This window comes from Rhodococcus ruber NBRC 15591 (genome assembly GCF_001894945.1).
GTDB lineage: Bacteria > Actinomycetota > Actinomycetes > Mycobacteriales > Mycobacteriaceae > Rhodococcus > Rhodococcus ruber.
In genome coordinates this window covers 28,180-49,094 of record NZ_BCXE01000043.1, presented here as the reverse complement: position 1 = coordinate 49,094, position 20,915 = coordinate 28,180, and the positions used below count along the sequence as shown (strand labels likewise).

Here is a 20,915-nt window from a genome sequence, read left to right as displayed (position 1 = left end):
GCTACGGCCCGCTCTCTCCCATGCTGATCGTGTTCGGGGTGGCCGTTGCCGCGGTGCTCGTCGAGGCGTTCGTTCCCCGCCGCGGCCGGTACGCGAGCCACCTGCTGCTCGCGCTCGGTGGTCTCGGCGCCGCGTTCGTGGCCGTCGTCGTCCTCGCCGCGGGCCTGGACTTCGCCGCCGGCGCCGCACCCGGGTACAGCGCCGCGGTCGACGCCGTCGCGGTCGACGGACCCACCCTGTTCCTGCAGGGCACCATCCTGCTCGTCTCGATCCTCGCAGTGCTGCTCGTCGCCGAACGCGGCATCGAGCCGAATGCCCGCGGTGCCACGCCGGAGGGGCCGGGCGCGGCGGTGGCGACCGGGCGCGGCGGGGCCGACGCGTTCGCCCCGCAGGCGTCCGTGGTGCCGGGCAGCGTCGCCGAGCGCGAGGCCGCCGCGCAGGGGATGTCCCAGACCGAGGTGTTCCCGCTGGTGCTGTTCGCCGTCGGGGGGATGCTGCTGTTCCCGGCGTCGAACGACCTGCTCACCATGTTCATCGCGCTCGAGGTCCTGTCGCTGCCGCTGTACCTGCTGTGCGGCCTGGCCCGTCGGCAGCGCCTGCTCTCCCAGGAAGCGGCCCTGAAGTACTTCCTGCTCGGCGCCTTCTCCTCGGCCTTCTTCCTGTTCGGGGTGGCGCTGCTGTACGGCTACGCGGGCACCGTGCGCCTGGCAGGTATCGCCGACGCCGTCGCCGTCCGCGCGGACGGCGACGCGCTGGTGGTGATCGGTGCGGCGATGCTCGCGGTGGGTCTGCTGTTCAAGATCGGCGCGGTGCCGTTCCATTCCTGGGTCCCCGACGTCTATCAGGGGGCCCCCACGCCGATCACCGCCTTCATGGCGGCGGCCACCAAGATCGCGGCGTTCGGCGCGATGCTACGCGTGTTCTACGTGGCGCTGCCCGGACTGCGAGACGACTGGCGTCCCCTGCTGTGGGGCGTGGCGATCCTGACGATGGTGGCGGGCTCGGTGCTGGCCGTGACGCAGAACGACGTCAAACGGATGCTGGCCTACTCGTCGGTCGCCCACGCCGGTTTCATCCTCACCGGTCTGATCGCCGCCGACCGGGCCGGGCTGGCGTCGACGATGTTCTACCTGTTCGCGTACGGCTTCAGCACTCTCGGTGCGTTCGCCGTCGTGACCCTGGTCCGCGACGACCTCGGGGAGGCGACCCACCTGTCCCGCTGGGCGGGCCTCGGGCGGCGCTCGCCGCTCGTCGGCGCGGTGTTCGCCCTGTTCCTGCTCGCGTTCGCCGGCATCCCGCTCACCAGCGGGTTCGTCAGCAAGTTCGCCGTCTTCGGGGCGGCGGCGGGCGGCGGCGCCGTTCCGCTCGTGATCGTCGGCGTGGTCAGCAGCGCCGTCGCGGCGTACTTCTACGTGCGCGTCATCGTGCTGATGTTCTTCGATGAACCGGACCGCGACGCCCCCGCGGTCGTGGCGCCCAGCGCCCTGACGACCGTCACGATCGCCGCCGGGGCGGTGGTGACCGTGGCGCTCGGCGTCTTCCCGCAGCCGTTGCTCGAGCTGGTGGACCGGGTCGCGGTGTTCCTCGGTTGACGGTTCCGTGACGAGCGCGGGGATCCGGGCGGACGAGGACGCAGCCGCCGAACACGAACGCGGCCGCCCGCGCCGAAACCGCCGCCGCCCGCGCCCAAGTCGACGCTGCCCGCGAACACGCCGACGAACTGCGCACCGAACTACGCGGACTCCGTTCCACAACCTCGGGTCCGAGCGAGTCGCGATGACCCCGGAGGGGTGCACTCCTGTCCCCGTGCCGGCACCCGGCGAGCGGTCGACTCGGGTGGGGGCCGTCTTCGCGCGGGGGCCGGGCAGGGGATGTGGCCGGGTGGGTGCTCGGTGAGACCGCCCCAGCCGGTGCCACGCCCGCGGTGTATGTCGGGCAGTTGCCGGCGCCGGGGTCGTAGCTTCGGTTACCCCGGGCTCCCGGTGCGGGAGTCGGTCCCGTCGCTGTTTGCCCTGACATGGTTGTCTAGAGCGTCGCTCCCTGGAACCGGGTCGCGAATGCACTGTCAGCAGTCCATCACGGCTGTTCCGTGCCGGGATCGGACAAACCGGTCCGCACGCGAGGGGGATACCGCGATGACCGACGGATACGACGCGATCACGATCGGATCGGGTTTGGGCGGGTTGACGGCCGCAGCGTTGTACGCCAGGGCAGGACATCGGGTCCTGGTTCTCGAACGCAACGACGACTTCGGCGGGGCGGCCACGACCTACCGGCACGGGGCCCTCACCATCGAAGGATCGCTGCACCAGACGTCCGGATTCTCGTTTCCGGAGTGTTCTGCGGGCGGGTCGGCGCCGGAACCGGCCCCGGCGGGGCCGAGCCGGGCGATCGTTGCATCGACTCGCCGGGAGGGATTAGGTTCGAGGTGAGCGGCGGCCGCGGGAACGGCCCGAAGGAGGCACGCGATGACGGCTTCCCGGGAACCTGAGTCGGACGCCTGGGCCGCAGTCCATGCGGGGAGGTCGGGGCTGGTGTGGTCGCAGCAGACAGTCGCGAGCGTGGGGGAGTCGATCACCTCGCTGGCCAAGGACACCCTGCCCGGCTCGGTCGGGGCCGGCATCACGCTGCTCGCCGCGGACGGCGCCGAGGCTCTTCGTGTGGGTCAAGACCGCGGACGAGATCCTCGCGAACCTCGCCCGCTACTGCACCCGAATCAATGAAACAATCAACGACTCAGGACACCAGTCGGGAGTTCGAAACCCTCCGCGTCCACCAGGGAGTGGCGGTGAAAGACGTAGCGGATCCCGGTTCTTCGCGGCCGGAGACGAGCTGCTCTCCCCCGTAGTGTTACCCGACCGGTTCGATGTCGGGCAGTCTCCATGTCTTGTCGAACCACGGTTCCAGCGGACCGTAGAGCCGGACTATCGCGAACCAGCTCTTGCCGGGCAGGGTCTGGATCCAGTTGCGGCTGCCCTCGGGCCGTTCGGGACCGAAGTGGACGTCGACTGAGCCGTCCTCGTTCGAGATCATGTCGCGGTCGCTGGCAACGGTGGGCCATTCCTGGTCGGTCTGCAGCATCGACCGGGTCTGGGTGTCGTAGACGACGATCGACCAGAAGGTGTTGACCGGCACGTTCGGCGGGACGTGCAGCCGGTAGGACCTGCCGCCGTCGAAGGGCGCGTCGGTGGCGTCGACGAACGCCGTGACATACTGCGATCCGGCGCCGACCATCTCCGTCAGGTACGCCGGACTCGATCCGCTCCCTATGAAGCCGAGCGCGGCGGCGGTGTCGAGCATCGCGGCGCCATTGTCCTGGAACTGGTAACCGGCGAAGAGGAAGACCCGCCAGGCGCCGTCCGGGTAGTAGCGTGCCTCGGGCTGGCGGACCCGGTAGAGGAGCGCGCGGGCGGTCGCGTCGCCGACCGCGGCTGCCTCGGTCAGGATTGCCCGCACCCGCTCGTCGGGGTCGAACGGTTTGCCGTGCTGGATGCCGACGGCGGCGAACATCCCCAGCGTGACCGGGTCGGATGACTCCGGCAGCTCGGACTGCACCACCTCGTTGAGCAGCTCCCAGTACTGGTAGTCGGCGGCCGGGATGGTGACCCACGGCTCGAAGGAGACGTTCACGAATCGCATCGGCGGCGGGTCGTCGGCCTGAGCCAGCGGGTAAGCCCGGGTCTTCGCCTTGATCATGTCGGCGGCCGGATGCGGGTCGCCATGCTCGTCGCGGAAACCGCGCGAGACGAGGCCCATCCCGTAGCTACGGGACCGCACCACGAAGTAGCCGTCCGGGACCTCGCCATCGTACCCGGGCGGCAGGAACAGGTACTTGCCACCCTGGCCCTTGTCGGGTCCGGTCGCGCCGATGTCGACGACCCAGCGCCCCCACGAGTCGTCGATCAGGCCGTACACGTCGGGCGGGGCGTCCAGGACGACGGGTCCGTCGTGGAGGTCGATCCACATGTAGAAGTACACAACGGTCGTGTGCATCGCCGGTCCGACGGTGCACGGGTGGCACAGGTCCTCCCAGAGCGCCACCGTGGTGTTCGCCGGGCCCCAGCGCAGCAGCCCCCGGCGCCACGCCGCCCAAGACACCGGATGCTGCGCCAGCAGGTACGCCTACACCGCCCGCTGGAAGTCCAGGTTGTCGAACAGTGTCCGGGTCGTCTCGTCGTCCGGGACTCCGTCGAAGAACCGCAGCGTGCCCAACCGGGTGCGGACCTCGTCCGGCATCTCGATGCCGGGCGGAATCGGGGTGCTGTTCGCAGGTGAGGTCATCGCGTCCTCCTGTGTCGATAGCCCTTGCCGAGATTCTCCGCCGCCGACCCGACGGCTCGCGCCACCTACTCAGGATGCGCCGTCTCAGCCTTCACTGTCTGCCGGATCGGCGAGGAGGAACGGGCGGCCAGATGTTCATGTCGTCTCCGGGGGCGGGCGGACCTGCCAGTCGACCGTCTGTCCCACCGCCTGCGCGTACCGTTCGAGGGTGGACAGGCGCGGATCGAGATCGCCGCGCTCGAGTCGGGCCACCGCCGACTGGGAGGTGCCCATCCGGGCCGCGACCAGGGTCTGGCTCAGTCCCTGCCGTCGCCGGGCCGCCGCCAGCTCGTCCACCAGCGCTCGCCGCCTATCGGAGAGACGGTCCACACCCGGGAACGACGTTCGACGAGGCGACGTCGACATATCGGCAATGCTATCTCGGCAATGCGCTACCGGACAGCGCCGTCGCCACGCCCCTTGACACGGGCGGCGCCCGGAACGATCCTCGACCCATTCCGAGACGGTCCCGCGTCCCGGGTCGACACGGAGCGCGCCATGACAATGCCTCGAATTCCGGATACGCGACGGTCGTACCTGCGGGTGCGGGACGTCGATCTGTACTGCGAGGACACCGGCGGTGAGGGCGAGCCCATCCTGTTCCTGCACGGGTTCTTCTTCGACGGGCGAATGTACGAGGCGCAGATCGCGGCGCTGCGGGATCGGTACCGCTGCCTCACCCTCGACTTCCGGGGACAGGGCCGATCCGGGCACGCCCGGACCGGATTCCAGCTCGAGCAGCTCACCGCCGACGTGCTCACCGTGATCCGGCGGCTCGACCTCGCACCCGCGCATCTGGTGGGGCTGTCGATGGGGGGCTTCGTCGGCATGCGCATCGGCGCGCGGGAACCGGACCTGTTGCGCTCGCTGACCCTGCTCAACACCGGCGCGACGCCGCATCCGCCCGTGAGGTACCCGCTGCACCTTGCCCTCACGGCCGTGGCCGGCTTCTCGGGCCGTCGCCGGCCCTCGTGCTGCGCGGCATCGAGAAGGAACTCTACGGCGAACCGTTCCGCACCGACCCCGGCCGGGAGGCCGAGCGTGAGGTGTGGCGCAGGCGGTGGGCGACGGCCGACCGGTCGTCACTGGCGAACACGATGCTCGGCATGATGGTCCGCCCCGACATCCGGGACGAGCTGCCCGCGGTGAGCGTGCCGACGCTGATCGTCGCGGGACAACTGGATGTCGAGATGCCGCCGCGTCTCGCCCGCGAGATGCACGCGCTGATCCCGGGCTCGCGACTGGTGGAACTCGACGGGGTGGGCCACAGTTCGACGCTGGAGGACCCGGCCCGGGTCACCGGGATCCTGGAGAGCTTCCTCGCCGAGATCGGCTGACCGAGGGACCTCTCCCCCCGGATGCGGTCGTGGCCGCCGGTCCGTCCCGCACCCGGGCGACGGCGCCGTCACGACCTGCGCCCCTAGATCGGACGGAACCCCGCCCCGGCCCCGCCCCGCGCATCGGCGTCGCCGACGACGGCCGTCATGCTCGTGCCGACCTCCGGACCGAGGCAGGCAACGGTGAGATAGCCGTTCACCATGCCGACGAGCGTGGTTCCGACCACCACCGGGCCTCCCGAGTCGCCGAGGTCGACGCACGTCTGCGTCCAGGTCTGCCCCGAACCGAACACATCGCCGTAGGCCACCCCGCAGGTCTGCCCCGTGGTGCGGCCCTGCTTGCAGACGATGTCCGGGAACTGCGCCGGACCCCCGATCCCCGTGATCGTCGTGTTTCCCACCCGATTCACGGGAACCACCTTCGCCGGCTCGAACACGATCACCGCGTAGTCCAAGTCCGCATCGGTGTAGGCGATCGTGCCGACCACACCGGCGTCCGGATCCGCCTCCGAGGCAACCGTGGAACCGGCGTTTCCGCAGTGTCCCGCCGTGAATCCGACCAGCCGGCCCCCGGAATCGGGACCGATCGTGGTGAGGGTGCAGTAGTTCCGGCCGTCCATGACGATGCCGGAGCCGCCGCCGAGGACGGCCGGATCGGCGGCCGCTGCAACACCGGTGCCGGCGAGCAGCGACGCGCCGACGGCGAGAACGAGGATGCCGAGTCTCATGGCGGGTGTCTCCCGAAGGTCGAGCGAACGAGCCGGACACGCGCAGGAACGGGAGGGTCGCGCGTACGATCCACCGCCCTCGGGCGCTGTTTCTCGATCATCCGCCGCACCGGGTGCTGTTCGCAGCGTTTTCCGGGACGGGAGAGTGCGGCGTGAGTCGACCCGGGAAGGGGAACGACCGCTCCCGGTCCCGGTCGGCCGGCCTTCCGCGGCGGCTCAGGGAATCGTCCGTGCCGCCGGGGCGTCGACCTCGAACCTTGCCGGCCGGACGAGGAACCGCTCATCGACCCAGTCCGGTTTCCGCGCCTCCCGCAGGCGCGCATCGGCTTCGGCGTACTTCGGAGCGGTCACCAGCCCGCCGACCCGGGGATTCCTTTGAACGGGCCGACGACCGAGCTGGTGATCCAGCCGCCGTAGAAACCGCCCGGTTGCGGGACCACCTCCTCGCCGTCGACGGTGCACCGGTCGACCTGGGCGGCCATCACCGCGACCGCCCCGGCGAGCGCCCGGAAGGCGGGGGAGGGATCGCGGTAGGTCCACGCCGCTTTCGGCGCGACCCGCGAGGCGGTCACCAGGTCGTAGTAGCTCGCCCTGCCCTTCCACTCGCACCACGACGAGCCCGGCGTCTCCCGCAGCACCCCGTCGGCGAAGGCTTCGGCGGGAAGGTAGTAGGTCGGCGGATGGCTGGTCTCCAGTACCCGCCAGGCGCGCGTGGTCGACGCGATGGTCCGGCCGCCCAGTTCCACGGTGATCGAGCCGGTGAAGGTCTCGAGGCGGGGCGGTCGGGGGTAGTCCCAGACCGACTCCTGCCCCGCAGCAGGTTCGACGGGTTCCGGCCGGGTTGTCACGGCGACCTCCTCGTGGTCACCTCCCCAGGGTACGAGGACGACCGAGGCGCCGGGGCTGCCGGGCGGGTGCCGGGCAACCGAGATGCCCCTGCGTTCGTGGGCGGCGAGCCAGGACCGCAGCACTGCGCGGCTCGCCGGTTCCGAGCCGTCGGGGCCGACGCGACCGGTCGATCCGTCCTCGGCCGTGTCGGTGTCCTCCGTTCCGGAGGGTGTCGGTGTCCTCCGTTCCGGAGGGTGTCGGTGTCCTCCGTTCCGGAGGGTGTCGGTGTCCTCCGTTCCGGAGGGTGTCGGTGTCCTCCGTTCCGGAGGGTGTCGGGGGACCGGTCAGAACAGTCGCCGCATGATCTTCAGCGCAGCCTGGGTGTAGGGCGGGTAGTTCATCGCCGGATCCGGGCGGAACGGTTTGGCGAGCACCGCCTTGCGGTGGCTGAGCGCCTCGAAACCGTAGCGTCCGTGGTATGCCCCCATTCCGCTGGCACCCACGCCACCGAACGGCAGTTGTGGCGCGAGGACGTGCATGCCGACGTGGTTGATCACCACGGCACCCGCGCTGATTTGCTGCGTGATCTTCCTCTGGGTGCTCAGCGACTTGGAGAACACGTACGCTGCAAGGGGTTTGGGGCGGGCACCGACGAAGTCGAGGGCTGCGTCGACCGAGTCGACGGTGAGAATCGGCAGGATGGGCCCGAAGACCTCGTCCGTCATGACCGCGTCGTCGGGTGCCGGATCGACGATCACGGTCGGTTCGACGGTGAGAGAGTCACGATCGCACCTGCCGCCGGTGACGATGCGCCCGGTCGTGGACTCCAGATACGCCTCGAGCCGATCGAAGTGACGCTGGTTGACTACCCGCATCCCCGGCTGCGGTTCCTCGCTGCGGAACAGGGCGATCGTGTCGACGATCGTGTCGACGAGCGCGTCGCGGACGGACCGCTCGACCAGTACGTAGTCGGGCGCGATGCAGCTCTGTCCGGAATTGAGGAGTTTGACCCAGGCGATACGCCGCGCGGTGACCTCGAGATCGGCGTCCTCGGCGACGACGACGGGAGACTTGCCACCGAGCTCGAGGATCACCGGCGTGAGCTGCGGGGCGGCGGCGGCCATGATCTTGCGGCCCACCTCGGTGCCGCCGGTGTACAGGGCGGGATCGAAACCCTGCGCGAGCAGACTCTGGGTGAGCTCGGCATCGCCTTCGGCGACCACGACGGCCTCCGGGTCGAGGTGGTGCGGAATCAGCCGGGCGAGCAGAGCGGACGTGGCGGGGGCCAGTTCCGACGGTTTGATCACGGCACAATTCCCGGCGGCCACTGCCGCGACGAGCGGACCGAGCGTCAGATACACCGGGTAGTTCCACGGTGCGATGATCAGGACCACTCCCATCGGCTCGTACTGTACCCAGCCGAGTGCGGGAAACTGGTTGAGCGACAAGGGCTTCGGTCGAGGAAGCATCCAGCGCCGGACCCGCTTGCGGGCGTAGGCGGCTTCGGCCCGGGTGGAAGCGAGGTCGGCGAGCCAGGCTTCGACCGCGTTTCGGCCCAGGTCCTCCTGTAGGGCGACCGCAATCTCGGCCTCGCGCTCGTCGGCGAGTTTCTCGATGCCGCGGAGCTGGCGGATGCGCCATTCGGCATCGCGCGTGCGTCCGGTCGCGTAGGCCTTCCGCAGCCGGGCCAGCAGTTCTGCCGATGTGTCGGTATCTGTGCCGGTCACGGGGTCCTCCAGGCGAAAGTCGAGGGTTGATGTGCGGTGGGCTTGTCGCGGCGGAACGGCGGAACGGCGGACGGCGACACGGGCGGCCGGGGCGAGGTCGACGACGACAGAACCTCGGGTGCGGGCCGTCGCGATGCGCCGGCGCAAGCAGCACCCGGGCGGCGGCCCGAGCCCGCGGCGGCGGGTGGCACCGAGTCGGGCGGTGCCGCGCCGACGCTCGGTGCCCTGACATCCGGCTCGGTGCCCTGACATCCGGCTCGGTGCCCTGACATCCGGAGCGATGCCCATCGCCACAGTCTAGGACCGCTGGTGCCCTGCGGATACGTGTCGGTCGGCCCACGTCGGTGCGCGGCAAGAGCCCGACGAACAACTCGATCGGAAGGCCGCGGAGGTCCCCGAGCGCTCCGGACGGTATTCGTCCGAGGCGCGCCCACAGTCGTCTCGCACGCCGCACCGGTCACACTCGCACGAGCAGATCGCTGTGTCCGGGTGGGGGGCGGCGGATACCATCGAGTTCTCGGCGCAGGCACGACGGCTCTCGGATTGGAGCTCGATTATGGCCGATGATGCGAAGCTCCTCGACTATCTGAAACGGGTGACCGCAGAGCTCTATCAGGCCCGGAAGAAGCTTCGCGAGGTCGAAGGGGTGAGCCGCGAGCCGATCGCCGTCGTCGGGATGGGGTGCCGGTTCCCCGGCGGGGTCCGCTCCCCACAGGACCTGTGGCACCTGGTGGAATCCGGTACGGAGACCGTCGCCGCATTCCCCGCGGACCGCGGTTGGGAAGCGGCGGATCTCTACGATCCGACGGGCCGGCAGGCCGGCCGGACGTACACGGTGCACGGCAGCTTTCTCGACGATGCGGCGGGTTTCGACCCGGAGGTCTTCGGCATCTCGCCTCGCGAAGCACTGGCGATGGACCCGCAGCAGCGACTCCTGCTCGAGACGAGCTGGGAGACCTTCGAGCACGCCGGCATCGATCCGCGATCCGTGCACGGCAGGCAGATCGGCGTCTTCACCGGTCTGTCCGGGATCGACTACTCGGCACGGGCGGGCGGCGCCCCGCCCGAGGAACTCGCGGGCTACTTCATCACCGGCACCGCGATGAGCGTCGCCTCCGGTCGTGTCGCCTACAGCTTCGGACTGAACGGACCCGCGATCACCGTCGACACGGCGTGCTCGTCGTCCCTGGTGTCCGTCCACCTCGCCATGCAGGCGCTGCGCCACGGCGAGTGCGAACTCGCCCTCGCCGGCGGGGCGACCGTCATGTCGACGCCCGCGGTGTTCGTCGAGTTCAGCCGGCAGCGTGGACTGGCCCGAGACGGGCGCTGCAAGGCATTCGCCGCCGCGGCCGACGGCACGGCGTGGGGCGAAGGCGTCGCGATCCTCGCGCTGGAACGCCTGTCCGACGCCCAGCGCAACGACCACCGGATCCTCGCCGTCGTCCGCGGCAGCGCGGTGAACCAGGACGGCGCCAGCAACGGCCTGACCGCCCCGAACAAGCAGGCCCAGGAACGGGTGATCCGGCAGGCCCTGGCCGACGCCGGACTCGGCCCGGCCGACGTCGACGCGGTCGAAGCCCACGGCACCGGCACCACGCTGGGCGATCCCATCGAGGCGTCCGCCCTGCTGGCCGGCTACGGCCGCGATCGGCCCCCCGACCGGCCGTTGTGGCTCGGTTCGGTGAAGTCGAACCTCGGGCACACCCAGGCCGCCGCCGGAGTGGCCGGCGTGATCAAGATGATCATGGCGATGCGTCACGGTGTGCTGCCGAAGACGCTGCACGTCGACCGTCCCACCCCCCACGTCGACTGGACCGCCGGATCGGTGTCCCTGCTCACCGAGAACCGGGAATGGCCGGCGACCGACCGGCCCCGCCGCGCGGCGGTCTCCTCGTTCGGCATCAGCGGCACGAACGCCCACGTCGTGCTGGAACAACCGGCCCCACCGCCGGACGCCGCGCCCCCCGAGGGGACCGACGGCTCGGACGACGTCGTGGCCTGGTTCGTGTCGGGCCACACCGAACCGGCGTTGCGCGCGCAGGCGCACCGGCTGCGGGACCACGTCGCCGGCCACCCCGAGCTGACCCCCGCGCAGGTGGCCGGCCCGCTGCTGACCTCCCGCGCGACCTTCCACCACCGCGCCGCCGTGCTCGGCGCCGACCCGCGCGCCCTGCTGTCCGGTCTCGACGCGCTCGGCCGAGGCGCCCCCGACCCCGGTGTGATCACCGGCGTCGCGGTCGAGGCGGGCGACCGGCCGGTGTTCGTCTTTCCCGGGCAGGGCGCGCAGTGGGTCGGCATGGCCACCGCACTGCTGGAATCCTCCCCGCTGTTCGCCGACAGCCTGCGCGAGTGCGCCGACGCCCTCGCCCCGCACACCGAGTTCGCGCTGCTCGACGTGCTCCGCGACCGCGATCCGTCCGCCCTGGACCGGGCCGACGTCGTGCAACCGGCGCTGTTCGCGGTGATGGTCGGGCTTGCGCGGCTGTGGCAGGCACACGGCGTCGAACCGGCGGCCGTGGTCGGACACTCGCAGGGCGAGATCGCCGCCGCCCACGTCGCCGGCGCGCTGACCCTGCCCGACGCGGCGCTCGCCGTCGCGGCCCGCAGCCGCGTGATCACGGAATCGGCCCGCCGCGGCGGTGGCATGGCGTCGGTGGGTCTGCCGGCGGACGCCGTGCGGCAGCAGATCGAACCCTGGGCCGGGACCGTCGAGGTGGCGGCGATCAACGGTCCGGCCGCGACGGTCGTGTCCGGCCCTGGCGACGCCCTCGAGGTGCTGGTCGCGCGGTGGCAGGCCGACGGTGTCCAGGCCCGGCGCATCACCGTGGACTACGCCTCCCACTGCGCGGACGTCTCGGTGCTGCGCCGGCCCATTCTCGACGCTCTCGCCCCGATCACCCCGCAGCGTTCGCGGATCCCGTTCTACTCGACGGTGACCGGGGACGTGATGGACGGCACCGCACTCGACGCCGACTACTGGTACCGGAACCTGCGCCGACCGGTGCGCTTCGAAGACGCGACGAGGTCCCTGGCCCGCGACGGGTACCGGCTGTTCGTCGAGTCGGGCAGCCATCCGGTCCTGACCGTGCCGCTGCAGGAGACCCTGGACGCGGCCGGCGTCGCGGGTCGCGCCCTCGGCACCCTCCGCCGCGACCGGGCGGGCCTGCGTCAGTTCACCGCCGCCCTCGCCGAGGCACACGTGTCCGGGGCGCACATCGAGTGGGGCCGGGTCGGGTGGGCTCGCCGCGCCGGTCACCGGCAATGGGTGGACCTGCCCACGTATGCCTTCCAGCATCGCCGCTACTGGCTGGACGGAGGCGCGCCCCGACGTGATGCCGCAGCCGGCATGGACGCCGGGGACCACCCGATGCTCGCCGCCTCGGTCGAGCTCGGCGACGGTCGCGGCGCCGTGTTCACCGGCGTGCTGTCGCCGCACCGACTGCCGTGGCTGAACGAGCACGCCGTGGACGGCACCGTCGTGCTGCCCGGCACGGCGTTCGTCGAACTCGCCCTGCACGCCGGGCACCGCGCCGGCTGCAGCCGTCTCGCGGAACTCACCCTCGAGACACCCGCGACGATTCCCACCGGTGGGGAGCTCGCGGTGCAGGTCGCCGTCCTCACCGCCGACGACGCCGGGCACCGCACGGTGTCGGTGCACTCCCGTCCGGCGGACGCCGCGGCGCAGACCCCGTGGACCCGGCACGCCGTCGGCACCCTCACGGCGGCGGTACACACCGCGCCCGTTCCGATCCGGCCGTGGCCCCCGGCCGATGCGACGCCGATCGACGTGAGCGGCCTGTACGACGCGCTCGACGAGACCGGATACGGGTACGGGCCGACGTTCCGGGGCCTGCGCGCGGCGTGGCGCCGCGGTGACGACCTGTACGGGGAGGTGCGCCTCGGGGGAGAGGACCCCGCCGCGACGGTCGCCGGGTACGGGATCCATCCGGCGGTGTTCGACGCGGCACTGCACCTGATCGCGTTCGCCGCCGCCGCGGCCGGCGCCCGCGACCTGCGGCTGCCGTTCGCCTGGGACGACGTGCAGCTGCACGCCGTCGGCGCCGTCGCCCTGCGCGTGCACATCGCCCCGGCCGGACCCGAACGGTACCGGGTGGCCGCGTACGACACCGCCGGCCATCGCGTGCTGACCGCGCAGTCGCTGGCGCTGCGGCCGTTCGCCGGTCCGCGCACCCCGGCCGCCGCGACCGGCACCGGCCTCTACCGCGTGGAGTGGATCCCGGTCGACGCCGGCGCCGCGCCGACGGCGGATCTCACCCCGCTCGGGGAGGCGCTCACCGGCGGCGATCCCGCCGGCCGCGCCCTGCTGCTGGCCGGGGAACCGGGCGACGAACCCGACGTGCCGACGCGCGCGCACGCCGCCGCGGAGGCGGCGTTGCGGGCGGTACAGGCGTGGCTCGCCGACGACCGTCTCGCCGAGACCCGACTGCTGGTGACGACGCGGCGCGCCGTGACGGTCGCCGACGACGAACCGATCGACGTCTGCGCCGCGCCCGTGTGGGGGCTGATCGGTGCGGTGCAGAACGAACACCCGGACCGGATCACCCTGGTGGACCTGGACCGGCCGCCCGGTGACCTTCCCGATCCCGGTGTGCTGTCCGCGGCCCTGGCCTGCAACGAACCACAACTGGCGGTCCGCGCCGGGACACTCCTCGCGCCCATGCTCGCGCCGGCGGCGCCCACCACCGATGCGCCGCACGGGGATCCGGTGCCGTTCGGCCCCGACGGCACCGTCGTCGTCACCGGCGGCACCGGCACCATCGGCCGGCTCGTCGCCCGTCACCTCGTGCGGCGGTACGGGGTGCGCCGGCTCGTGCTGACCGGCCGACACACGGTCCGCGCCGAGCGGGCAGCGGAACTCCGCGCCGAGTTCGCCGACGCGGGCGCCGAGATCCGCGCCGTGGCCTGCGACGTGGCCGATCGAGCCGCGGTGGCGGCCTTGCTCGATGCGGTCCCCGACCTGTCGGGTGTCGTCCACGCCGCCGGGGTGCTCGACGACGCCACCGCCGCCACCTTGACTCCGGACCAGCTGCACGCCGTCCTGCGCCCCAAGGTGGACGGTGCCTGGCATCTGCACGAGCTCACGCGCGATCGCGGTCTCGCGGCGTTCGTGCTGTTCTCCTCCGCGGCGGGTGTGCTCGGCGGCGCCGGCCAGGCGAACTACGCGGCGGCTAACGTCTTCCTCGACGCGCTCGCGCAGCACCGCCGCGCCGAGGGGCTACCGGGACTGTCCCTGGCCTGGGGGCTGTGGGACCGACCCAGCGGGATGACCGCCCATCTGAATGCGGCCGATCTGGATCGGTTGCAGCGCACCGGCATAGACACCCTCACCCCGGAGGCCGGGCTGGCCCTGTTCGATGCGGCACTCGCCGCGAACCGTGCGTTGACGGTGCCGATACGGCTCTCCACGCCCTCCCGCAGGCCCGACGGCGAGGCCCTTCCCCCGATCCTGCGCCGAGTGCTCGGCCCGTCCCGCCGGCGCGCCGCGGCCGCCCCGTCGGCCCCCGGCCTCGCCGACGAGCTGCGCGCGCTCGACCCCGCCGAGCGGCACGCCCGGGTCCTCGACATCGTCACCACGCACGTTGCGGCGGTGCTCGGCCACGACGGGAAGGAGGCCATCGATCCGGAGCGTGCCTTCAAGCACCTCGGCTTCGACTCGCTCACCGCGGTGCAGCTACGCAACCAGCTGACGACGGCCACCGGGGTGCGGCTGGCCGCGACGGTGGTGTTCGACCACCCCACCGCGGACGCGCTCGCCCGCGAGATCGCGGCCCGGCTGCTCGGCCCCGAGGACGACCCGCACCCGGCCCCCGCGGCGCGCCGGCACCGCGACGACGACCCGATCGCGATCGTGGGAATGGCCTGCCGATACCCCGGTGGGGTCTCCTGCCCGGACGAGCTGTGGCGCCTCGTCCGCGACGGCCGCGACGCCGTGGGCGCGTACCCCGACAACCGCGGCTGGAACCTCGACGAGGTGTACGACCCGGATCCCGAGCGCAGCGGCACGACCTACATGCGGGCCGGCGGCTTCCTCCACGACGCCGACCGGTTCGACGCCGCGTTCTTCGGGATCAGCCCCCGCGAGGCCGTCGCGATGGACCCGCAACACCGACTGCTACTCGAAAGCGCCTGGGAAGCACTGGAACACGCGCGAATCCCGCCGAACTCACCCGGTCTCACCGACACCGGCGTGTACGTCGGAATGATGGGCGGCGACTACGGATTCCACCTCATGACCCGGCGACACACCGACGCCGAGGGCTACCTCATGACGGGCACCAGCAACAGCGTCGCCTCCGGCCGGATCGCCTACTCGCTCGGCTTCACCGGTCCCGCGGTCACCGTCGACACCGCGTGTTCGTCGTCGTTGGTGGCGCTGCACCTCGCGGCACGGGCACTGCGCGACGGCGAATGCACCCTCGCGCTGGCCGGCGGGGCGACGGTGATGGCGACCCCCGGCGTGCTGATCGAGTTCAGCCGCCAACGCGGACTCGCCCCGGACGGGCGGTGCAAACCGTTCTCCGATCGAGCGGACGGCACCGGGCTCAGCGAGGGTGCGGGCATGGTCGTGCTCGAGCGGCTGAGCGACGCCCAGCGCCACGGCCACCGGGTGCTGGCCCTGATCCGCGGCTCCGCGGTCAACCAGGACGGCGCCTCCAACGGCCTGACCGCCCCGAACGGTCCGTCGCAGGAACGGGTGATCCGGCAGGCGCTGGCCGACGCCGCCCTCGACCCCGCCGACATCGACGCGGTGGAGGCCCACGGCACCGGCACGACACTCGGCGACCCGATCGAAGCCCAGGCGGTGCTCGCCGCCTACGGGCAGCAACGCGACGGCCGGCCGCTGTGGCTGGGATCGGTCAAGTCGAACATCGGCCACTCCCAGGCGGCGGCCGGGGTGGCCGGCGTGATCAAGACGGTGATGGCGATGCGGCACGGCGTGCTGCCGCCGAGCCTGCACAGCGACGCCCCGACCCGGCACGTCGACTGGACCGCCGGCGAGGTCGCCCTGCTCGCCGACCCGATCGCGTGGCCGCAGACCGGACGACCCCGCCGCGCCGGCGTCTCCTCGTTCGGCATCAGCGGCACCAACGCCCACCTGATCCTCGAGCAGCCCCCCGACGTCGCCGCCCCACCGGCCCCGCCCCGGCCGGCGTCGCCCCTGGTGTGGGTGCTCTCCGCCAAGACCGACGAGGCGCTGCGCGCGCAGGCCGCCCGGCTGACCGACCTCCTCGACACGCAGTCCCCGCCGGACCCCGCCGACCTCGCCTACTCGCTGGCCACCACCCGGTCCGGCTTCACGCACCGCGCCGCCGTCACCGGCGAGACGCTCGCCGACCTGCGCGACGGCCTGACCCGCCTGGCCGAGGGACGCGCAGGCGGCAACGCCGTCACCGGGACGAGCACCCGTGGGAAGACGGCGTTCATGTTCACCGGTCAGGGCGCGCAGCGGATCGGAATGGGCCGCGGCCTCTACGACACCTACCCGGTGTTCGCCCGCGCCCTGGACGAGACCTGCGCCGCGCTCGACGAACACGTCGACACCCCGATCCGGCAGGTGCTCCGGGGCGACGCGGACGACGCCGCCGCGAAACTCGACCGCACCGAGTACACCCAGCCGGCCCTGTTCGCCGTCGAGGTCGCCCTCTACCGACTACTGCGGGAATGGGGCCTCACACCCGACTACCTGATCGGGCATTCGATCGGAGAACTCGCCGCGGCCCACGTCGCGGGCGTGTTCAGCCTGCCCGACGCCGCCGCCCTGGTGGCCGCGCGCGGACGACTGATGCAGGCCACCGCCCCCGGGGCGATGATCGCCGTCCGGGCACGCCCGGAGGACATCCGGTCGCGGATCGACGGCCGAGTCGACCTCGCCGCGGTCAACGGCGCCGAATCCGTGGTGCTCGCGGGGGCCGCGGCCGACGTGCACACCGTCGCCGCCGAACTGTCCACCGCAGGGATCCCGGTCACCCCGCTGCGGGTCGAACGCGCATTCCACTCGGCGCTGATGGACCCCGTCCTCGACGAGTTCACCACCGTCGTGTCGAGCACGGCGGCGCAGCCGCCGACGATCCCCGTCGTCTCCACCCTCACCGGGCGCGTCGCCACGGCCGAGGAACTGACGTCACCGCAGTACTGGCGCCGGCACCTCCGCGACGCCGTGCGCTTCCACGACGGCATGCGCACCCTCGCCGAACTCGGCGTCACCCGCTGCGTCGAGATCGGACCCGGCGCGGGCCTGGCCGCCCACGCCGCCGAGGTCGTCGCGCACCCGATCGCCGCGCTGCCCGGGCGCGGGGACGACGCCCGGGGGTTCGTCGAGGCGGTCGCCGCCGCGTCCGTGCAGGGCCTGACGATCGACTGGGATCGGGTGCTGCCCGGCCGCCGCCCCGTGGACCTGCCCACCTACGCCTTCCGGCGCCGCTCCTTCTGGCCGTCGGCGCCCGCACGCACCAGCGGTGATCCGACGGAGCTGGGGTTGAGCCCCGCGGAGCATCCGCTGCTCGGCGCGGCCGTGACCCTCGACGACGACACCACCGTGTTCACCGGAGCGCTTTCCCGGCACCGGGATTCGTCGCTCGCGGCGCCGCAGCCCGACGACGGCGCTCCACCGACCGACGCTCCGCAGACGCTGATACCAGCCGTCCTGGTCGAGCTGACCCTGCACGCCGCCCACCACGTCGGGTGCGAGCGCATCGCCACTCTCACGCTGCACCACCCCCTGGTCCTCCCGGCCGCGGGGCTGCTGCCGATCCGGGTGCTCGTGGCGCCGGCCGGCGACGACGGCGCGCGCACCGTCACCGTCACGTCGAACATCGGACCGGCCGACGGCCCCTGGGTGCGGAACGCGTCGGCGACCGTCGACGACGTGCCCGCCGCGCCACCGGACCGGCTCCCGGGCGACACCGCGACCGAGGTGCGCCTCGACGACGACCTCGACCCGAGCGGCTTCGGCATCCATCCGCACCTGCTGCAGGCGGCGCTCGACCCCGTCCTCGGCCCGGACGACTGGCCGCTGACCTGGTCGGGAACCCGGCTCCACCGCACCGGTGCGCGGGCGGTGTCGGTGCGGTTCGGGACGGGCGAGGACGGGCGGCATCGCGTCGTCGCCGCCGATGCCGACGGCGCGCCGGTGCTGACCGTCGAGGCGCTGCACGTGACACCCAGGGCGGACGACGGGCACGGCGCGGGCCCGTCCGGCGCGCGGCGACTGCACCGGCTGGCCTGGACCCGAATCGACGACGTCCCGTCCGCGCCGCCGCCCGGGCCGCTGGTCGTGCTCGGCGACGCGGATCTGGGCTCGAGCTTCCCGCGCTGTCCCGACGCGGCGGCGCTGCGCACCGCCAGGGCAGCCACTCCCGACGACGGGCGGCCCTGGACGGTGCTGGTGGGATGCGGCACCGACGGCGACCCAGGGCCGGAGGCGACCCACCGCCTGTGCGCCCGGACGCTGCGACTGCTGCAGGACTGGCTCGACGACGCCGAGTTCGCCGACAGCGTGCTGGTGGTCGTCACCCGCAACGCGGCGGCCACCGGGGAGGAGGCCGACGGGCACGACGTCGACCTCGCGGCTGCGGCCGTGTGGGGTCTGGTGGGCTCCGCGCAGAACGAGAACCCGGGGCGGTTCGTGCTGCTCGACCTCGACCGGGAGACGGACGTGGACGTGGCGATCACGTCGGCCGTGGCCAGCGGGGAACCGCAGGTCGCGGTCCGGGACCGGACGGTGCTCGTGCCCCGACTGCGGCGCATGCCGGCCGTCGAGCGGTCCGGACCGCTGTTCGATCCCCGCGGCACCGTGCTCGTCACCGGCGGCACCGGCACGCTGGGAACGTCGGTGGCGCGCCACCTCGTCAGCGCACACGGGGCGCGGCACCTGGTGCTGACGAGCCGGCGCGGACCCGACGCCGAGGGAAGTGACCGGCTGTGCCGCGAACTGCGCGGTGCGGGCGCCGAGGTGACCGTCGTCGCCTGCGACACCGCCGACGAGGCGGCACTGGCGGGGCTGTTGGCCCGGATCCCCGCCGAGCACCCCCTGACCGCGGTGATCCACGCGGCCGGTGTCCTCGACGACGCCACGCTCACCTCGCTCACTCCCGACCGGCTCGACGCGGTGCTGCGGCCGAAAGTGGACGCGGCCTGGCACCTGCACCGGCTGACCGCCCGGGTCCACGCCTTCGTGCTGTTCTCGTCGCTCTCCGGGGTTCTCGGCGCGCCCGGGCAGGCGAACTACGCGGCGGCGAACCGGTTTCTCGACGCCCTCGCCCAGCACCGGCGAGCCCAGGGCCTGCCCGCGGTGTCGATCGCGTGGGGAATGTGGGCACCGCCGAGCGCCATGACCGGCAGGCTCGGCGCGGGGGATCTCGCCCGGGCCCGCCGCAGCGGTCTGGTTGCGATGAGCGAGGCCGACGCCCTGGACCTGTTCGACAGTGCCGTCGCCGGTGACGCCCCCGCGGTGGTGGGGGCCCGGCTCGAGCACCCCGATCCGGCCGGGCCGTCCGTTCCCGCCCCGCTGCGCGGACTCGTGCGGCAGTCGCGGCCCCGCGCGGCGGGATCGGGGTCGGCCGTGTCCGGACCGAACGGATCCGGGCCGTCCGAGTGGGCGCAGCGGCTCACCGAGCGGCCGGTGCCGGAACAGCGGCACCTCGTGCTGGAGCTGGTGCGAGCCGGCGCTGCCGCAGTCCTGGGCCACGATGCGTCGGACTCGGTCGATCCCGACCAGGCGTTCAAGGAACTCGGCTTCGACTCGCTCGCCGCGGTCGCCCTGCGCAACCATCTCGGTGCCGCGACCGGTCTGCGGTTGCCGCCGACGGTGGTGTTCGATCATCCCAGTCCCCGGGCCGTCGCCGAGTTCCTGCGCGCCGAGCTGGTCCCGGATCCGGTGTCGGTGGCCGTCGCCGGGATCGACCGCCTGCGGGCGGCCGTCGCCGAACTCGGCGCCGACGACGAGGCACGCGCGGCGGTCGCGCGGCGGCTCGAAGCCCTGCTGGCCGACCTCGAGGGAGCCGAGGGGAGCCGCGCCGACACGGTCGGCAGGATTCACGCCGCGACCGGTGACGAGATCCTCGACATCATCGACCGGGGTCTGTGAGCCGGCGAGCGGTCTCCGAGTGACCGCGGAGGAGGTGGTCTGCGCAACGAACGCCGGCCCCTCCGGTCACGGAGGGGCCACCGTCGCAGCTGCGCGAGTGCGCTGCCGCAGGACGGCGACCTGCCGCAGCTCACCGGGTCACCAGCCCCGTTCGCGCCACTCCCCGAGATGGGGACGTTCCGCGCCGAGCGTGGTGTCCTTGCCGTGGCCGGGGTAGATCACCGTGTCGTCACCGAAGCGGCCGAACAACTTGGTGTCGACGTCGTCGTACAGCGAGGCGAACTTCTCGGCGTCCGCGGTCTTGCCCAGCCCACCCGGGAAGAGGGAGTCACCGGTGAAGATGTGGTGCCGGCCGGTGCCGGTCTCGGTGAGGACCAGCGCGATCGAGCCCGGGGTGTGTCCGGACAGGTGGATCACCTCGAGGCCGAGCTCGCCGACGGCGACGGTGTCGCCCTCCATGAGCAACCGATCGGGTGTGACCGGGAGCGGCTCGGCGTCGAGCGGGTGCGCGGCCGTGGGAACCCCGGTCGAGGCCGCGACCGCCTCGAGGCCCTGCCAGTGGTCCCAGTGCTGGTGGGTCGTGACGATCAGCTCGAGTTTCGGGGCGTGCTCGGCGAGGAACCGGGTGAGCAACTCCGGCTCGTTCGCCGCGTCGAGGAACACCGAGTTGCCGGTGGCGGAATCCGTGATCAGGTAGGTGTTGTTGTCCATGGGTCCGACGGACAGCTTGACGATGGTCGCGCCGGGCACGGTGCGGCGCTGCGCGGGTCCGCCGGGGGTGACCTCGCCGGTGTAGTCGTCGTCGATGACCAAGGGCTGCTGCGACATGTGAGGCACGTTACCGCCGTGGTCCGTCGCCCGCGTGCCC

10 protein-coding genes and 1 pseudogene are annotated in these 20,915 nt (G+C 72.5%); 5 read left to right on the top strand and 6 right to left on the bottom strand.

Annotated features, from left to right (window positions below):
* Positions 1 to 20: 20 nt before the first annotated feature.
* Both nuoN and RR3_RS25295 read left to right on the top strand, forming a co-directional pair.
* On the top strand, positions 21 to 1,592 hold the full coding sequence (nuoN, locus tag RR3_RS23745; protein ID WP_230831670.1) for an NADH-quinone oxidoreductase subunit NuoN: 1,572 nt from the start codon (positions 21 to 23) through the stop codon (positions 1,590 to 1,592).
* A 279-nt stretch (positions 1,593 to 1,871) separates the two neighbouring features.
* Positions 1,872 to 2,432, top strand: coding sequence for an NAD(P)-binding protein (locus RR3_RS25295; protein WP_307718188.1), 561 nt, complete (start codon positions 1,872 to 1,874; stop codon positions 2,430 to 2,432).
* Between the two features lie 418 nt (positions 2,433 to 2,850).
* Here RR3_RS25295 and RR3_RS23730 read toward each other — a convergent pair.
* Together RR3_RS23730 and RR3_RS23725 are read right to left on the bottom strand one after the other, a co-directional pair.
* A pseudogene (locus RR3_RS23730) lies at positions 2,851 to 4,281 on the bottom strand (DUF1254 domain-containing protein).
* Positions 4,282 to 4,416: 135 nt separating this feature from the next.
* Entirely contained in the window at positions 4,417 to 4,617 is a 201-nt protein-coding gene (locus tag RR3_RS23725; protein WP_228287191.1) for a helix-turn-helix domain-containing protein, read from the bottom strand.
* 201 nt (positions 4,618 to 4,818) lie between these two features.
* On the opposite strand from RR3_RS23725, the gene RR3_RS23720 reads away from it, so the two are divergent.
* Both RR3_RS23720 and RR3_RS25250 read left to right on the top strand, forming a co-directional pair.
* Positions 4,819 to 5,430: an alpha/beta fold hydrolase gene (locus RR3_RS23720; protein ID WP_234420093.1), complete on the top strand. Its 612-nt coding sequence runs from the start codon at positions 4,819 to 4,821 to the stop codon at positions 5,428 to 5,430.
* Entirely contained in the window at positions 5,427 to 5,657 is a 231-nt protein-coding gene (locus RR3_RS25250; RefSeq protein ID WP_234420092.1) for an alpha/beta fold hydrolase, read from the top strand. The genes RR3_RS23720 and RR3_RS25250 overlap by 4 nt, the downstream gene beginning before the upstream one ends.
* Positions 5,658 to 5,740: 83 nt before the next feature.
* Here RR3_RS25250 and RR3_RS23715 read toward each other — a convergent pair whose 3' ends face one another.
* The 3 genes from RR3_RS23715 to RR3_RS23705 form a co-directional block, all read right to left on the bottom strand.
* Entirely contained in the window at positions 5,741 to 6,385 is a 645-nt protein-coding gene (locus RR3_RS23715; protein WP_017681585.1) for a chymotrypsin family serine protease, read from the bottom strand.
* Between the two features lie 347 nt (positions 6,386 to 6,732).
* Positions 6,733 to 7,233: a DUF427 domain-containing protein gene (locus RR3_RS23710; RefSeq protein ID WP_040272773.1), complete on the bottom strand. Its 501-nt coding sequence runs from the start codon at positions 7,231 to 7,233 to the stop codon at positions 6,733 to 6,735.
* Positions 7,234 to 7,557: 324 nt separating this feature from the next.
* Entirely contained in the window at positions 7,558 to 8,940 is a 1,383-nt protein-coding gene (locus RR3_RS23705; RefSeq protein ID WP_048771078.1) for an aldehyde dehydrogenase family protein, read from the bottom strand.
* Between the two features lie 556 nt (positions 8,941 to 9,496).
* Between RR3_RS23705 and RR3_RS23700 the strand changes: the two genes are divergently transcribed.
* Complete coding sequence (locus RR3_RS23700) at positions 9,497 to 20,047, top strand: type I polyketide synthase (protein WP_072786578.1); 10,551 nt, start codon at positions 9,497 to 9,499, stop codon at positions 20,045 to 20,047.
* Between the two features lie 138 nt (positions 20,048 to 20,185).
* Here the strand turns inward: RR3_RS23700 and RR3_RS23695 are convergent, their stop codons facing one another.
* Complete coding sequence (locus RR3_RS23695) at positions 20,186 to 20,875, bottom strand: MBL fold metallo-hydrolase (protein WP_010595364.1); 690 nt, start codon at positions 20,873 to 20,875, stop codon at positions 20,186 to 20,188.
* Positions 20,876 to 20,915: the final 40 nt, after the last annotated feature.

What these genes read in the sequence shown, in the direction of transcription:
- nuoN (WP_230831670.1), top strand. Translation starts at nt 21, where the DNA reads ATGCTGATCGTGTTCGGGGTGGCCGTTGCCGCGGTGCTCGTCGAGGCG.
- RR3_RS25295 (WP_307718188.1), top strand. Translation starts at nt 1,872, where the DNA reads ATGTGGCCGGGTGGGTGCTCGGTGAGACCGCCCCAGCCGGTGCCACGC.
- RR3_RS23720 (WP_234420093.1), top strand. Translation starts at nt 4,819, where the DNA reads ATGACAATGCCTCGAATTCCGGATACGCGACGGTCGTACCTGCGGGTG.
- RR3_RS25250 (WP_234420092.1), top strand. Translation starts at nt 5,427, where the DNA reads ATGATGGTCCGCCCCGACATCCGGGACGAGCTGCCCGCGGTGAGCGTG.
- RR3_RS23715 (WP_017681585.1), bottom strand. Translation starts at nt 6,385, where the DNA reads ATGAGACTCGGCATCCTCGTTCTCGCCGTCGGCGCGTCGCTGCTCGCC.
- RR3_RS23700 (WP_072786578.1), top strand. Translation starts at nt 9,497, where the DNA reads ATGGCCGATGATGCGAAGCTCCTCGACTATCTGAAACGGGTGACCGCA.
- RR3_RS23695 (WP_010595364.1), bottom strand. Translation starts at nt 20,875, where the DNA reads ATGTCGCAGCAGCCCTTGGTCATCGACGACGACTACACCGGCGAGGTC.